The following is a 14,709-nucleotide window of genomic DNA, read 5'->3' as shown; positions in this document are numbered from 1 at the left end:
TCATAGGAGAGTCGCATGTCGAGAGTCGCTACGCGGATGGGTGCGATGCTCACCGCTGTCGTTCTGATACTCGCGTCGTGGGCGGTGACGACGCGGCGCGAGGCGGCCGCGCTCGACCCGTTCACCGGATACCTGATGGCACACTTCACCGGGGAAACCGCCGCCGGTGAGCAGATCTACCTCGCCCACAGCACCAACGGTCTCAACTGGACCGACCTGAACTACGGCGGCCCGGTCCTGTACTCCACGATCGGCACGCGCGGCGTCCGCGACCCGGCACTCGTCCGGTCCCCGGCCGGCGACCGGTACTGGATCATCGCCACCGACCTGCGCATCGCCAGCGGCACCTCGTGGAGCGACGCGGCGAACCGGGGCAGCACGTCGCTGGTGGTGTGGGAGTCGACCGACCTGGTGAACTGGTCCGCTCCGTGGCTCATCAACGTCGCGGGCGGCATCTCCGGCGCCGGCAACGCCTGGGCGCCCGAGGCGATCTACAACCCGGCGACCGGTGACTACGTCGTGTACTGGGCGACGAACTCGGCCCGCAACGGGGTCACCAAGCACCGCATCTGGTACGTGCGTACGAGCAACTTCCGCACGTTCACCGCGCCGCAGCTCTACATCGAGCGCCCCGGCACGCAGGGTCTCATCGACACCCAGATCATCGACGTGCCCAACAGCGTCGGCGGGTACCGCTACTACCGCGCCTCGGCCGACGGTCACATCACGATCGAGGCCAGCAACTCGATCCTCGGCTCCTGGACGACTCTCGGAAACCTGTCGCACATGGGCATCTCCAACGGCACCGGCGGCGGCAACGTGGTCGAGGGTCCGATGTGGGCACAGTTCAACGGGCGCAACGAGTGGAACCTGTGGCTCGACCAGTTCGCCACCGGGCGCGGGTACATGCCCATCTCGTCGACGAATCTGGGCAGTACCCAGAACTTCCGCACCCGCTCCGACTACAGCATGGGCACCAACCGCAAGCGGCACGGCTCGATCCTGAACATCACGGCCGCCGAGCAGAGCCGCGTACTGGCCAAGTGGAACCTCAACGCGCCCGTCAACCGCCTCCAGTCGTACAACTTCCAGGACCGGTACGTGCGCCACGCCAACCTCGACGTGCGCATCGACCCGAACGTCAGCCCCGCGGCGGACGCCCAGTTCCGCTTGGTACCGGGTCTCGCGAACAGCTCCGGCTACGTGTCGTTCCAGTCGGTCAACTACCCGGGCTACTACCTGCGCCACTACGGTTTCGACTTCGTACTGGCACCGAACGACGGCACCACGACGTTCGCCGCCGACGCCACGTTCCGGCAGGTGGCCGGGCTGGCCGACGGTGCGTGGTCGTCGTTCCAGTCGTACAACTACCCGGACCGCTACATCCGGCACTACAACTACCTGCTCAAACTCGAACCCGTCACGACCGCACAAGCGCGCGGCGACGCCACGTACCGCGTCACCAGCTGAGCCGGCGATCAGGGCCGTCCGCCGTCGCGGGCGGCCCTACGTCGTGGGTTGGGGTTGGCGGCCGAGCCACAGCAGGATGGCCTCGGACTGGCGGCGTACCTGGAGCTTGGCGTAGATGGTGCTGAGATTGTTGCGCACGGTCTTGCCGGTCAGCGTCAGGTGCTCGGCGATCTCCATGATGGTGTGGCCGGTGACCAGCAGTTCCATGATCTGCCGCTCACGCGGAGTGAGATTGTGGTGGGGGAGCGGGTCGGGCGGCGTGGTGAGGGGCGACCGGGCCACGTGCCGGAGCAGGGTGGTCGCGGCGATCGGGCTCAGGCAGCTCTCGCCGCGGGCGGTGGTGATCGCCGCACCGAGAAGGCACACTTCGGGCGTCTGGCTGAGTACGAGATAGCTGGTCGCCCCGTGGTCGAAGGCGGAGATGACGTCGCGCTCGTCGAAGCCGCGCGCCGCCACGAGCACCGCGGGCATGTCCCGCCCGAGCAGCCCGTACAGCCTCTTGACGTCGTCGGCGCCATGCTCGCTGTAGCAGACGACCACGTCATCGGTGGCGCGCACGGCGGACAGGTTGCCGGTCACGCGCGGACGCAACGGCGTCAGGCTGGGCGGTTGCGCGCCATCGTGGCTGACCAGCGCGATCGACAGCGACGGCGCGGCCACCGTCTCCTCGGCGGCCGAAACCAGACACACCTGGTCATGTTCGACTGTTTCCACGCCGGCACCTCCTTAAGCAGCACTTTTGTATACGGATGCGCGGCACCGGCAGATCATTGACCCCTCAACCAGCCTCCTGCCCCCTCCGCCGGCCGCGCCCCTTGCGGCGCCCGCACCGACCCCACCCAGCCCCCGCTCGCACGGCGCGCTGGGGCCCATCGCCTTTCGGCACGTGGATACCGCATCTTCCGGGTTTTCGCGCTGTCAGGGCGAGGTTGAGGCCGCGTTTTCCCTGTTCTTGCGGCATCCTTCGATCTTGACGGCCGTCCGACGTGGGCACCCAGCGGTGAGTGGGCGCGCGGGCGATGTCACGGCGATCTTGCCATCGGACCCACGCGCTCAACTCAACGGCGTCGCGTCCCTGATCGGCGTCGGTCACCGCGGGACGGCGGCGGCCAGGCGCCGCGGCGGGACTGGTCAGGCCCAGGGGCGGGGGAAGGTGGCGCCGTCCAGCCGGTCGCCGGTGACGAGCCCGAGTGGGTCGGTGATGACGTGCTCGGCGCCGTTGTAGATTGTCGCCTCGTCCATGTAGATGACGACGTGCGCGAGCCGGGCCAGATCGGTGCGGTTGGGCAGGGCCATGTGGCCGGTGTATCCACTGTGGAATGTACAGTCGCCGGCCCGTAGCGGCACGGTGACGCGCGGGATCCAGCGTAGCGACGGCTCCAACGCGAAGAGGTCTTCCTCGTGGTGCAAATCCTGCGGGCGCAGGCCGGTGTGATGCTGGGTGCCGGGCAGGAACGTCATGCAGCCGCGCTCGGGCGGAACGTCGACCAGCGCTATCCACGCCGACAGCGGCAGCCGGTCGCCGGCGTGTGGCCAGTATGGACGGTCCTGGTGAAACTCGGTGGCCATGTTGTTGTGCGGCTCTTTGACCAGCATCTGATCGTGCCAGAGCCGGAGCGGGAACCCGGCGAGCTGCTCGGCGATCCGGCCCAGGCGGGTGCCGAGCGTGAGCTCGCGGAGGTCGTCGTCGCGCTGCCAGACGTTGACGAGTTGGCTGAATGTCCCCTGCTTCTCCAGGCTCTCCGCGCGGTGGGCCGCCAGGAACGCCTCGGCGCTGGCCCGGAAGCGCTCGACCTGGTCTGGCTCCAGCACGCCACGCACTCGGACGAAACCGTTCTCACGGTACGCGGTGACGAGGTCTTCCGGCACACGGCCGGCGGTATCGATATCACTGTTCTGCATTTTCACAGTGTTGTGGCGGTGGGAGACCCGGGGCTAGGCCGATCCCTGCCAGTAGTCGTACGATCCCGACATGCTCTCGACGTTGCACGAGCATGCGCTGTTCGCCAGGGGACCGATCTGGGGCGGTGTCCACCGCCTGAGCGCCGACGTGGAGTCGCACGCGCACGACTTCCTCGAGATCGCGGTGATCGGGACCGGTCGTGGCCGGCACGTGACCAGCCGCGGCGAGCGCGAGGTGCGGCCCGGTGAGGTTTTCATCCTGCGTCCCGGCGCCTGGCACGGGTTTCGGGACTGCGTCGAGCTTACCGTCGCCAACTGCTGCCTATCGGCTCAGGCGTTGCGGGCCGAGTTGGCCGCGCTGCATGACATCGCGATGCTGCGCCGGCTGCTGTGGATCGATCCGACAGCGCCCGGCACGCACGGGGTCGCGCTGGCGGCCGTCGACGAGTCCGCCGCCGAGGAGGCCATCGCGGAGATCGGCGAGCTCGAACGGGATCTGGCGGCCACTCGCGCGCGTCCAGGCCGGGTACTGGGCCGGCTGGTCGCCGTGCTGGGCATCCTCGCCGACGGCCGTGACCCCGCGCCCGCGACCGTCGACTCCGCGATCCATCCCGCCGTCGCGGCGACCGTCGCCCGGATCGAGGCTGATCCGGCGAGGCAGTGGCGGCTCGACGATCTCGCCCGGGCGGTCAATTTGGATCCCGCCTACCTCGGTCGCCTGTTCGGACAGCACATCGGGTCGACACCGATGAACTTTTTGGCGCGCGTGCGGGCCGAGCGAGCCGCCTCGCTGCTGGCGCGATCCACCATGTCGGCCGCGCAGGTGGGCGCCGCCGTCGGCTGGGACGACCCGACATACTTTGCCCGCCGCTTTCGCGCGCTGGTCGGGCTGACGCCCAGCGAGTACCGGCGCCGCAGCCGTGCCGTCGCGACGCGGCTTCCCTCGTCTTAGCATGTGGTATGCGGGAGTGGGTTTGTCTCTTGCGGGCGATCAATCTTGGTGCCCGCAACAAGGTCGGAATGCCGCAGCTGCGCAAGGCACTTGACGCGGCGGGATTCGAAAACGTCCGCACGTACGTCCAGAGCGGCAACGTCGTCCTCGAATCGGAGCACCGCGCCGCGGGGAAGGTCGCCGCAGCGGTGCGGTCGGTGGTCAAGGAGGAGTTCGGTCTGGACACGCCGGTCCTGGTGCGTACCCCGAGGGATATCCGCGAGATTGTCGCCTGGTGTCCGTTTCCCGAGGAAGCGGCCGCGCGCCCCACCGCCGTACAGGTGGTGCACTTCGACACCAAGCCGGCGGCGGCGCGGGTCGCGGCGACGCTCGCGGAAGACTGGAGCCCGGACCGGCTCGAGGTCCGCGCGTGGGAGGCGTGCATCCTGTACTCGGCGACCATGCACGCCAGCCGGTTGCAGCACGCCGCGCTGCTCAAACGCCTCGGGGTTGGTGGCACGGCCCGAAACTGGCGCACGATGCTGGCGATCGCCGACCTGCTCTCCGACTAATCGCGCGCGGTCAAGACGATGGTGTCGAGGATGCGGTGCCAGTCCAGCTCTGACAGTGGTCGGGTCGTCGCGACGGCGCCCAGGCCGGCCATGGCTTGCAGCAGGCGTTCGCGGGTCACGGTCTCGGTCAGCTTCGTCGCCGTGGCCAGTCTCGCGGCCTCGGTGGAGAAGCGCGTCGACCGGGAGAACTGCACCAGCGAGTCGGGCAGCGCGGCCGGCGCTTCGCGGGCTGGCGCGTCCTCCTCGGCCAGTTCCACGACGAGGCGGGCGCCCAGCGCGGCGGCGAGGCTGCTTACGGCGGACAGTGTGGGGTTGCCGCGTCCGTTCTCCAGGTTGGCGATGTAGGGCACGGACAGCCCGGCGCCGGCCGCGACCGAAGCGATCGTGCGTCCAGCCGCCGTGCGGCGGTTTCGTAGCCGGGCACCGAGCTCCGCCATCTCCACAGAACATATCTTGCCATAGGTTCTTCTGGGGGAATACAGTCCGGGATCATGTGCCTCGGCGTGCTGCGCAATCGGGAGTTCCGCCGCCTCTGGGTCGCCGCGACGATCGACTCGTTCGGGTCGTGGCTGCTGGTCATGGCGGTGCCGCTGCACGTCTTCGCGCTGACCGGGTCGGCGATGTCGACCGGGCTCGCCCTCGCGGTTCAGGCTCTGCCGACCGTGGTGATCGGGCCGTGGGCGGGCGTGGTGGTTGACCGCTGGCGACGCAAGAACGTCCTCGTGGTGGCCAACGTCGTGGCCGCGTGCGCGGTGGCGCTCATGTTGCTGGCCACCACGTCCGATCGTGCCGCCGTGATTTATGTGGGGCTGGTCGTGGAGAATGTCGCGATCTGCTTCCTGCGGCCCGCGGTCGCGGCGGCGACGCCGGCGGTCGTCGGTCGCGGGACCGACCTCGCCGCCGCGAACGCGCTGTCCGCGTTTACCGGTAGTGCTTTCCGGATGCTCGGTCCGCTCGTGGGCACGTTTCTGGTCGCGGGCGGCTGGTTCGAGGTCGTCGTCGTGATGGACGTCACCAGTTATCTGGTCGCCGCCGCGCTCATCACGCGCGTCGCCGTCGACCGCGCCCGCCCGCCGATCCGCACCGCCACCGCAGGCGCCGCCACGCGCGGGTTGCGCTACATCGGGCGTACGCCGCTGCTGCGCGGGCTTCTGGCGACCAACTGTCTCTATTGGACCGCGAATGCCGCGCTCACCGCTCTGCTGATCCCGTTCGTCGCCACCCGGTTGCACAGCTCCGGCCGAGCGTTGGGTTATCTCGTCGCGGGGCTCGGCGCCGGATACCTGTGCGGGTCCGCGATCAGCAAAGCCCTCATCGCGCGGTACCCGACACGCGCCATTCTCACGGCGGCGTACGCGTCGGTGGGGGTCTGCTTCCTCGTGATGTTCACCGCGACCGCGCTCCCGATCGCGCTCGTCGCGGTCACCGCCAGCGGTGTGCCCGGCGCCGTGGCGCAGGTCGTCATCGGGTACCGGCTGCAGGTGTCCACACCGGACGCGGTGCTCGGTCGGGTCTCCGCGGCCTTCTACACGAGTGACTCGGTCGCCGCGGTCACCGGCGCCGTGGCCGGTCCGGCGGTCGTGGCGCTCATCGGTCTCGGCGCGGCTCTCAACGCGTTCAGCGCCGCCGTTCTGGCCACCGCGGTGCTGGCCTTCGCCGTCGTGCCCGTGGTCAGCGGCGAGGGCTTGGTGGGGCGTGGAAACGCGGAGGGTGAGGCCGCGGGAGCGACGGTCTGAGCCACGACGGGCGTCGCGGTAGCTCGAAGATTCCGAACGCTCGGCTGGTAACGGCGTTCAGCCGTCGATCCAGCCGTGCGATCGCGCGTGATCCGCCATGTGCTGGCGGATCTGGGTGATCTGCGCGCCCGTCAGCGACGGCACGTGATTGACGAGCAATTCGGTGACTTCGGCGACGAACTGGCGAGGTGCGAGCACATCGCACATGCCGTCGTCGTCGCGGGACGCCGGCTTGACGACTTCGTCGCCGCCGGCCTGCGCTGGGCTGCCGATGACGCGGACACTCACCACCTTCAGCCCGCGCTCGCCTTCTTCGGCCTCGTATTCGACGCGCGCCTCGGCACGCACGAGGTGCCGCTGATCACCGAAGTCGTTCGCGTGGAAGAACACATCTTCGCCGCCGTTGGACGGGGCGATGAAACCGTAGCCGCGAACCTCATCGAACCGCAGAATCCTGCCGACACTCACCACAACCACCTCACCAACAAGAAACGCCAACAACACCAAAAGCCCAACGTATCACCGCTCGATTCCTGCGTCGGCGATCAGCGCAGCGAGGTGGCGTAGGTGGGGAGCGGCACGGGACAGGTCACGGCGAGCCTCCGGGTCGAGCGTGGCGAGGGCGTCGGCGACGAGGGCGCGCCGGCTGGCGGCGTACTCGGCCAGGCGTTCGCGGGCGGCCGGGGTGAGGTCGAGGCGGACGGTCCGCCGGTCTTCGGGGGCTCGGGTACGCGCCAGCAGGCCGGCGTCGACCAACTCGCCAACCAGGGTGCTCACCGTGTTGGCGGCCATCCGCAGCGCCTCGGCGGCCTCCTTCACGTTGGCGCCGGGCCGTTCCTCGACCAGGCGCAGCAGCTCGATCTGGGCGCCCGGCAGCATCTCGCGGCCGGCGCGGTGCACGGCGGCGCGCCGCAGCACCTGGTGAAACCGGCCCAGCGCCGAGCTCAGCTCCTGCGCCAGCATCTCGTCGTCTCGCATGCGTCCCCGTAACCTGGTTCACATCGCAATATCTCTGACTGCAGAGCTATTGTCGTCCGCGTGGCCGTACTCCCGATGGAAGTTACCGCGCCGGCACCAGCCCGGCGCCGCGACGGCGCCGTGCTGCTCGCCCTCCTCGGCGCGCTCACCGCGATCGGCCCCCTTTCGCTCGACATGTACCTGCCGGCGTTGCCCCAGATCGCCGACGGGTTCGCGGTGTCCGACGCGGGGGTGCAGCTGTCGTTGACCGCGTGCCTGCTCGGATTGGCGCTCGGCCAGCTGCTGACCGGCCCGCTCAGCGACCGCTGGGGCCGGCGCCGGCCCGTCGTGGCGGGTGTGGCCGCGTACGCGGTCGCGTCTTTGCTGTGCGCCTTCGCCCCGTCGGCTGGCGCGCTCGTCGCGCTGCGATTCGCGCAGGGCCTGGCCGGTGGCGTGGGCGTGGTCGTCGCCCGGGCCGTCGTGCGCGACATGTACTCCGGCGCCGCCGCCGCACGCTACTTCTCCCGGCTGACCCTTGTCTTCGGGCTGGCGCCGATCGCCGCGCCCGCGTTGGGAAGCGTGGTGCTGCGGTTCACGTCGTGGCGAGGCGTGTTCGTCGCGCTCGCCCTGATCGGCGCACTGCTCGCCGCCGCCGTGGCGTGGCGTCTCCCGGAGACACTGCCCGCTCAGCGGCGCAGTGCGGGCGGGCTCACGACCACGCTGAGCACCGTGCGGCTGCTGGCCTCCGACCGCTCCTTCATCGTGTACGCCCTGGCGCAGTCGCTCGCGTTCGCTGGCCTGTTCGCGTACATCTCCGGCTCGTCGTTCGTGTTCCAGGACGTCTTCGGCCTGCCTGGCGGCGTGTTCAGCCTGCTGTTCGGCCTCAACGCGGTCGGGCTCGTGGCGGCCGGCCAGCTCAACGCGCGCCTCGTCGACCGGTACCCGCCGCGGCGGCTGCTGTGGATCGCCCTCGCGGTCGGGCTGGGCGCCGCGGTGGTGCTGCTCGTTGGGGCGGCCCTGGGCAGCCTCGCCCTGATCGTGCTGGCGCTGTTCGTCTTCGTCGCCAGCGTCGGCATGGTACTGCCCAACGGCGTCGCGCTCGCCCTCGACGGTCACGGCCGCCACGCTGGCACGGCCGCGGCGGCGATGGGCGCCGTACAGTCCACTGTGGGCGCCGTCGCCGCGCCGCTCGTGGGCCTTGCCGGCACCAGCAGCGCCCTGCCGATGGCCGCCGTCATCGCCGGCACGGCCGCCCTGTCGCTGGCCACCGTCGCCGCGCTGCGCCACACCGCCACCGCCCCGTAAAGGCGAGACGGGTGTCGCATCCGGATGGGGGATGCGGGTGCCGTACGGAGCGACGTTGGTTGTTACCGCTGGCGCCTTCCGCGCGATGTGTCGAGCGCCACGGACTCATAGCGTCGCTGTCATGACCGATGACGATGTCGACCGCAGGCGCGTCCTGCGAAACGCCGCCGGCGCATTGGCTTTTGGAGCGGTGTTGGGCACCGCGGATCCGGCGCTCGCCTCGGGCGCTCACCATCCGGTGGTGGGCACCTGGCGGGGCGTGGTGACGCTGCCGCACGAGGACGAGGTCGCGCTGTTCACGTTCCTGCCGAGCGGGTTCTTCCTGTCGTTCGCCGAGGGCATCCACATCGCGACCGGCCGGTGGGAGGCGCTCGGGCGGCACCGCGTGCGGTTCGCGCTGTGGCAGGTGCTCCCGGACGACCTCAAGGGCCTTCCGCACCGGTACAACGGGGAGGTCCAGGCGAAGCACGAGGCCACAGTGGATGGTGACACGTTGACCAGTGCCGGTACGTGGCGAGGGCTCGACATCGACGGAAACGAGACCGGGCGCGGGCCGGTCTCCGCCCGGGCGGTTCGCTTCGGCGTCACACCGTTCTAAAGGGACGGTCAGGAAACGAGGCCGGCGTGGTGGGCCAGGATCGCCGCCTGCACGCGGTTCGTCAGTTGCAGTTTGGCCAGTACCCGGCTCACATGGCTTTTCACGGTGGCCTCGCTGAGGTGCAGCCTCTTGCCGATGTCACCGTTGGGTAGGCCCTCGCCCACCGCGGCGAGCACCTCCCGTTCCTTGTCGGTAAGGATCTCGATACGACGCAGCGCGTCGTGGCGCCTCGGGCTGCTCGGCTCCGCGAACCGGTGCAGCAGCCGGCGGGTGACCCGCGGCGACAGCATCGCGTCGCCGGCGGCGGCGCTGCGCACCGCGGCGGCCATCTGTTCCGCGGTGGCGTCCTTGAGCAGGAACCCGACCGCGCCGTGCCGCAGCGCCCGCTCGACGTACTCGTCCAGGTCGAACGTGGTCAGGACAACCACCTTCGGCGGGTCCGGGAAGCGGGCGAGCGCGGCGACGGCGCCGAGGCCGTCGGCGCGCGGCATCCGGATGTCCATCAGCACCACGTCCGGACGGTGGGCTCGCACCTCCCGCAGCGCCTGGTCGCCGTCTTCGGCCTCGCCGACGACCTCGATGTCCTCGTACGCCGACATGATGGTTCGCAGCATCGCCCGGACCATCCACTCGTCGTCGACGACCAGCAACCGGATCACTCGAACTCCTCCCGAGCCGTTGCCGCCACCGGAATGCGGGCGGCCACCTCGAAACCGCCGTCCGGCAGCCGGCGCGTGGTCAGGGTGCCGCCGACGAGGCGTACCCGCTCACCGATCCCCATGAGACCGTGCCCGCCGGCGGAGGCCGGGACGGTCGCGGCGCCGGCGCTGTTGCGGACGACCAGGCGGATGCCGTCGCTGCCGGAGGCCACCACGACGGCCGTCCGCGCGTCCCGCGCGTGTCTGTGCACATTGGTCAGTGCTTCTTGGACGACCCGGTACACCGCGTGCTCCACAAGGGACGGCGCCCGCACGCCGGGATCGACCGTCAACTCGACCGACATCCCGAGAGTGCGAGAATCGGCCACGAGCTCGGCCAGGTCGGCGATTCCCGGCTGTGGCCGCAGCGGCGCCGCGGCACCGTCACGCAGGACCCCCACGAGCGTGCGCAGCTCCTCCAGCGCGGTCCTGCCGATGATCTGGATCTGCCCGGCGATCTGCTCCGCGTCTCGTCCTTTCGACGACTCCAGCGCGGTGGCGTGCAACACCATGAGCGATACCCGGTGCGTGACGACGTCGTGCATGTCGCGGGCGATCTGCGCCCGTTCCTGGGCACGTGCCTGGTCGATGCGCAGCCGCTGCTCGCGTTCGTTGTGCTCGGCCCGTTCGCGCAGGCTAGCCTCGAGCTCGCGCCGCGAGGTCAGGTACATGCCGGCGAACGGCGGCAGGATGCACACCGCGAGGCTGATCGGCAGGCTGGCGTCGGCGCCGTACGCGAGCCACAACGGCCCACCCACGGCGGCCAGCATCCCGACCACAAGCAGCAACCGCCGCCGAGCCGAGCGGACGTGCGCGCCGACCGCGTACTGCGCGATCGGCAGCGCCGGCCACGCGCCCGCGACGAGCCAGCACAGCATCGCGCCGGCGTACAACGGCAGGGGTTGCCTACGGCGCACAAACACCGCCAGCCCGGTCGCGACGCCGAGCGCCGCGGTGACCACCAGCGGCGCCCGCTGGCCGGCGACGGGGGAGCCGTCGAACAGCCCCGACTGCAGGTCTCGCCACACGCCCGCGGCGACACAGACAGCCGCCAGCACCACGTCGAGGGCGCGGATCGAGCGCACCATGCCCGCGAGTGTAGGCGTGCTCCGGACGCTGGCGCGCCCGTCGAAGGATGCAATCGAAAGGCGCACCCCGCGCCCGCGCCGGTCGACGTTGGTCGTGCTGCTGAAAGCACATCGCTGGATGCTTCGCCGGTACTGTCGAACCTAGCGTCGGGGCATGGATCCCGGACCCCGCAGCCTCGCTCGCCCGCTCCAGTGGGCCTTCGCCGCCTTCGCGACCCTGAACGCCGGGCTCTTCCTGACCGGCACCGGATCCACGGTCTTCCGCGACATGGGCGTTGTCGGCTACAGCCTCGCGACGGTCATGTCGGTGCTCGCCGCCGTGCGCTGGGATGAGGGCGGCCGCCGGCTGGCGATACGGCTGCATCTGGTCATGGCACCGGCGCAGTTCCTGTTCGGCATCGCCGAACCGGTCGCGCTGCTGGGAATCATCGCCTCGCTGGTGATTCTCGCCCAGTGCCGGCCGCGATTCCCGCACCTGTCACAGCGGGCACGCCGGATCTGGCTGACCGCACACGTCGGGTTCAGCGTAGGCTGGCTCGGCGTCGCCCTGACAATGACCGTGCTCGCCATCATCGGCTGGACCGCGGACTCCCACGCGATGCGGCACGGCGCCTACGAACTGCTACACGTCATCGACCTGGCCGTGGCGATCCCGTCGATGGCACTGTCTATCACCACCGGACTCGTCATATCGTTGAGAACCAAGTGGGGTCTGGTCAAACACTGGTGGGTACTGGCAAAGTTTGCCATCTCCGTGAGCATCCCACTCGTCGCCGGCACCGTCGAAAGCGCGCTCGCCGACGAACTGGCCCTGCGCACCGCCGACCCGGCCGGCCAGCCCGGTGCCACGGGTGTCGCGCTGGTCGCCTGCCTGGGTGCCTTCACCGCCGCACTGTGGGCCGCGACCATCCTGTCGGTCGTCAAGCCCTGGGGCCGTACGCCGTGGTGGCGCCGGCATGATGTGAAACCCGCTTCGCCGATGAGACTCCGTGCGTGACCCCCTTCTGGATTGGCGGCGATCTTCTTCTCGTCGAGCTGATTCCAGAGCACGCCTGCGGGCCGTCTCGCCTCAGCGCATGGGATGATTCGCGCGGCTGTGACGATCGCGTCACGCGGAAGTCGTGCTCGGTTTCGGGCCGCGGTCCGACGATGACTTGTAGCTCGTGCACGATGGTGGTCTCGGCGGTGCTGAGTCCGGCTTCGAGTTCGATATCGGAGTAGCCGGCGCCTTTACCCATGCGGGCTATCTGGGCGTTGACCGCGACGCTGCCGCAGATCACGAGGTCGATGGCCGGCATGTCGTCGATCGCGACGGTTGGGGCGAAGGCGGCGAAGGCGGCGAAGGCTTGGTGAGAGGCGATCTGGTCTGCTGGTGGCGTTCCACCACGGCCCAGATCCGTTCGCGGACCTGCTGTTTCGGGTCGTCGGCGGTGGTCACGGTCCTCCTACGTGGCGCCGCTGCTGTGGGTGGTTTCGACGACGTCGAGGGCGTCGTGGAGCGACTGCCTCGTCGACGCTACGCCGCCGGGCGTACGTGAGGACGAGGCCGGCGACGCGGCGGCTTTCGGGCTCCGGGCGGCGACCCTGGTGAAGTACCTGGGCCGCTGCCGGGCGGGCGTCCAGCCGATCTGGGTCGGGGCAGCGATCGCGTTTCACCGCGCCTGTCAACCAGCGCAGTCGTACGTGCGATGGTCACAGCCCGACGGTGCTCGCGTTGGGACGGTAGTCGCACTCGGGCGGTCCTCCTGCGTGGGGCAGCGCACCATCGCACGGGCAGCCAGATTGGTGCGGCGGCCGGTCGCGCGCGGTGATTTGCAGAGGGGGACGGGACTATGTCCGCCTGTGGTAGATGTTGCGCCGGGGTCGCCGCTCGCTGTCCACATAGGGTGGTGGAATGAACTCTGGCCGGCCGTCGTCGGCCATCCGCACCTCCCACTCTCCGCGGTGGATGAGCCGGTGATGGTATCCGCACAACAGGACGCCGTTGTGCAGGGCGGTGTCACCGCCGTCTGTCCAGTGTCGAATGTGGTGGCCGTCGCACCACTGCGGTGGTCGGTCGCATCCGGGGAAGGCACATCCACCATCCCGTACGACCAGCGCCCGTCGTAGTGGTCCGGTGAACAGGCGTCGTTGCTGTCCGACGTCGAGGATCTGTCCCTGCCCACCGAGGACGATGGGCAGGATGTGGGCGTCGCAGGCGAGTCGTCGCACCTGCTCGGCGGTGAGTCGTTCGCCGGTGTCGAGCTGCCCGACGCCCAGTTCTTTACGCGCGACGTCGTACGGCACGGTGACGGCAACTTGTGGCCGGTCTCCGCCGTTGTCCGGTAGCTGCTCGGTGCGTAGGGCCAGCCGGCATACCTCGACGAGTGCGTCGGCGCGGCGTTGGGCGGGTGTGCGTTCCAGGTCGGGCTTGCACAGCGGGTCGAGGGCGGCGTTGACGATCGCGGCGGCCTCGGCGTCGAGCCAGCCGGTGACCCGGAAGCGGCCGTCGCCGTTGTTGGTCAGCGTGAACGCCCGTGTCCGTTGGGCGCGTTTCTCGTCTCGTTCGGCGGCGCGTCGGTCGGCTTCGTCGGCCACTTCTGGTGCCACGTGCGCGAGGATCCGTTGTGCGGCTTTGCGGAGGATGGCTGGTTCCCAGTCGGCGAACTCTGCGATTAGGGCTTTCTCGGCCAAGTCCACCATATCCGCCGCCGCTTCGTCGGCGAGATCGTGGACGGTCTTGGCGACGATGTGGGCCTGTTCCATGTTGATAGTGCCGCTCGATAGTGCCGTGTCCAGCACCGGCCGCCTATCCAACGCCTGGGCCAGGTCGACGGTGCGTCGGGCGGTGTGGATGCTGATGTGGAGGCGTTCGCGGAGCCAGGCGGCGGTGTTGGCGGCCTCTTGGGCGATGGGCAGGTTGCGGCCTTGGATTTCGCGGATGAGGTGGAGTTTGACGGCGGCGAGCATCTGCTGCGCGTCGTGGGCGGTGTGGAGGGCGTCGACGAGGTCGGGGTTGGACAGCGACCAGACCGGGGTGCCGGCGCAGTGGCCGGCGATCTCCCTGAGCTGCTCCAACATTTCCCGCACGCATTGATTCTCGTACGTTTGTGCGGTGATCGTTGCCCCGCCAGGCGACACGCCGGCCGACACGCCGGTCGACGAAAAAGTTGGCCTGCTTGGTTGGGCTGGGGGCTGTTTCCGCGGCGATGTGCCCCGGCCGTCGATCAAGGAGATCCGCATCGATCGAGGGCAAATGCACGCGGAAAAGAGATCCAACCACGTGCATTCGCCCTTGATCGACGGCGCGGGGGGCGCGCCGCGCGGTGCGCGCGGTGACGGGGTCCGCGCGGTGCGCGCGGTGATGGGGTCCGCGCGGTGCGCGCGGTGCCGGGGTCCGCGCGGTGCGGGGCGTGCGCGGTGCGGGGTTCGCGCGGTGCGGGGGCGGACGTCGCGGGTTGGTTGGTTGTGTG

The 14,709-nt window shown here is 69.8% G+C and carries 17 protein-coding genes; 8 read left to right on the top strand and 9 right to left on the bottom strand.

Annotation, left to right across the window (positions count from 1 at the left end; genetic code table 11):
- Positions 1 to 15 precede the first annotated feature (15 nt).
- A complete protein-coding gene (locus tag QMG73_RS09660) occupies positions 16 to 1,470 on the top strand; it encodes a glycoside hydrolase family 43 protein (RefSeq protein ID WP_281893867.1) in 1,455 nt (484 codons plus the stop codon).
- A gap of 36 nt (positions 1,471 to 1,506) precedes the next feature.
- Here QMG73_RS09660 and QMG73_RS09655 read toward each other — a convergent pair whose 3' ends face one another.
- Positions 1,507 to 2,184, bottom strand: coding sequence for a helix-turn-helix transcriptional regulator (locus tag QMG73_RS09655; protein ID WP_281893866.1), 678 nt, complete (start codon positions 2,182 to 2,184; stop codon positions 1,507 to 1,509).
- A gap of 417 nt (positions 2,185 to 2,601) precedes the next feature.
- Positions 2,602 to 3,372, bottom strand: a complete 771-nt coding sequence (locus QMG73_RS09650; RefSeq protein WP_281893865.1) for a phytanoyl-CoA dioxygenase family protein — start codon at positions 3,370 to 3,372, stop codon at positions 2,602 to 2,604.
- A 70-nt stretch (positions 3,373 to 3,442) separates the two neighbouring features.
- On the opposite strand from QMG73_RS09650, the gene QMG73_RS09645 reads away from it, so the two are divergent.
- Both QMG73_RS09645 and QMG73_RS09640 read left to right on the top strand, forming a co-directional pair.
- Positions 3,443 to 4,324, top strand: a complete 882-nt coding sequence (locus QMG73_RS09645; protein WP_281893864.1) for a helix-turn-helix transcriptional regulator — start codon at positions 3,443 to 3,445, stop codon at positions 4,322 to 4,324.
- Positions 4,325 to 4,332: 8 nt separating this feature from the next.
- On the top strand, positions 4,333 to 4,875 hold the full coding sequence (locus QMG73_RS09640; protein WP_281893863.1) for a DUF1697 domain-containing protein: 543 nt from the start codon (positions 4,333 to 4,335) through the stop codon (positions 4,873 to 4,875).
- On the opposite strand, the gene QMG73_RS09635 is transcribed toward QMG73_RS09640, so the two are convergent.
- Positions 4,872 to 5,312 (bottom strand): helix-turn-helix domain-containing protein, encoded by a 441-nt coding sequence (locus QMG73_RS09635; protein ID WP_281893861.1) that lies wholly within the window; start codon positions 5,310 to 5,312, stop codon positions 4,872 to 4,874. The genes QMG73_RS09640 and QMG73_RS09635 overlap by 4 nt on opposite strands.
- 54 nt (positions 5,313 to 5,366) lie before the next feature.
- Here QMG73_RS09635 and QMG73_RS09630 point away from each other — a divergent pair, with 54 nt between their 5' ends.
- Positions 5,367 to 6,611, top strand: a complete 1,245-nt coding sequence (locus QMG73_RS09630) for an MFS transporter (RefSeq protein ID WP_281893860.1) — start codon at positions 5,367 to 5,369, stop codon at positions 6,609 to 6,611.
- A gap of 57 nt (positions 6,612 to 6,668) precedes the next feature.
- Here the strand turns inward: QMG73_RS09630 and QMG73_RS09625 are convergent, their stop codons facing one another.
- Together QMG73_RS09625 and QMG73_RS09620 are read right to left on the bottom strand one after the other, a co-directional pair.
- Positions 6,669 to 7,082: a cold-shock protein gene (locus tag QMG73_RS09625; RefSeq protein ID WP_281894377.1), complete on the bottom strand. Its 414-nt coding sequence runs from the start codon at positions 7,080 to 7,082 to the stop codon at positions 6,669 to 6,671.
- 48 nt (positions 7,083 to 7,130) lie between these two features.
- Positions 7,131 to 7,589, bottom strand: coding sequence for a MarR family winged helix-turn-helix transcriptional regulator (locus QMG73_RS09620; RefSeq protein WP_281893858.1), 459 nt, complete (start codon positions 7,587 to 7,589; stop codon positions 7,131 to 7,133).
- Between the two features lie 75 nt (positions 7,590 to 7,664).
- Between QMG73_RS09620 and QMG73_RS09615 the strand changes: the two genes are divergently transcribed.
- Positions 7,665 to 8,873, top strand: coding sequence for a multidrug effflux MFS transporter (locus tag QMG73_RS09615; RefSeq protein ID WP_281894375.1), 1,209 nt, complete (start codon positions 7,665 to 7,667; stop codon positions 8,871 to 8,873).
- 121 nt (positions 8,874 to 8,994) lie between these two features.
- Positions 8,995 to 9,471 carry a hypothetical protein gene (locus tag QMG73_RS09610; RefSeq protein WP_281893857.1) on the top strand — a complete coding sequence of 159 codons (477 nt, stop codon included), beginning with the start codon at positions 8,995 to 8,997 and terminating at the stop codon, positions 9,469 to 9,471.
- 8 nt (positions 9,472 to 9,479) lie between these two features.
- Here the strand turns inward: QMG73_RS09610 and QMG73_RS09605 are convergent, their stop codons facing one another.
- The gene (locus QMG73_RS09605) at positions 9,480 to 10,130 is read right to left on the bottom strand and encodes a response regulator (RefSeq protein WP_281893856.1); all 651 of its coding nucleotides are present in this window, start codon (positions 10,128 to 10,130) and stop codon (positions 9,480 to 9,482) included.
- Positions 10,127 to 11,257: a sensor histidine kinase gene (locus QMG73_RS09600; protein WP_281893854.1), complete on the bottom strand. Its 1,131-nt coding sequence runs from the start codon at positions 11,255 to 11,257 to the stop codon at positions 10,127 to 10,129. The genes QMG73_RS09605 and QMG73_RS09600 overlap by 4 nt, the downstream gene beginning before the upstream one ends.
- Before the next feature lie 154 nt (positions 11,258 to 11,411).
- Here QMG73_RS09600 and QMG73_RS09595 point away from each other — a divergent pair, with 154 nt between their 5' ends.
- Positions 11,412 to 12,254 (top strand): hypothetical protein, encoded by an 843-nt coding sequence (locus QMG73_RS09595; RefSeq protein ID WP_281893853.1) that lies wholly within the window; start codon positions 11,412 to 11,414, stop codon positions 12,252 to 12,254.
- On the opposite strand, the gene QMG73_RS46340 is transcribed toward QMG73_RS09595, so the two are convergent.
- Positions 12,178 to 12,495, bottom strand: coding sequence for a hypothetical protein (locus QMG73_RS46340; protein WP_407676776.1), 318 nt, complete (start codon positions 12,493 to 12,495; stop codon positions 12,178 to 12,180). The two genes, QMG73_RS09595 and QMG73_RS46340, sit on opposite strands and share 77 nt — an antisense overlap.
- Here QMG73_RS46340 and QMG73_RS09590 point away from each other — a divergent pair.
- Positions 12,421 to 12,795 (top strand): hypothetical protein, encoded by a 375-nt coding sequence (locus QMG73_RS09590; RefSeq protein WP_281893852.1) that lies wholly within the window; start codon positions 12,421 to 12,423, stop codon positions 12,793 to 12,795. The two genes, QMG73_RS46340 and QMG73_RS09590, sit on opposite strands and share 75 nt — an antisense overlap.
- Positions 12,796 to 13,087: 292 nt before the next feature.
- On the opposite strand, the gene QMG73_RS09585 is transcribed toward QMG73_RS09590, so the two are convergent.
- Positions 13,088 to 14,317, bottom strand: coding sequence for an HNH endonuclease signature motif containing protein (locus tag QMG73_RS09585; RefSeq protein WP_281894374.1), 1,230 nt, complete (start codon positions 14,315 to 14,317; stop codon positions 13,088 to 13,090).
- Between the last annotated feature and the right edge of the window lie 392 nt (positions 14,318 to 14,709).

The organism is Phytohabitans aurantiacus (assembly GCF_027923225.1).
Classification (GTDB): domain Bacteria; phylum Actinomycetota; class Actinomycetes; order Mycobacteriales; family Micromonosporaceae; genus Phytohabitans; species Phytohabitans aurantiacus.
Note: the sequence above shows the minus strand (reverse complement) of the source record. Positions and strands in the feature narration are given on the sequence as shown.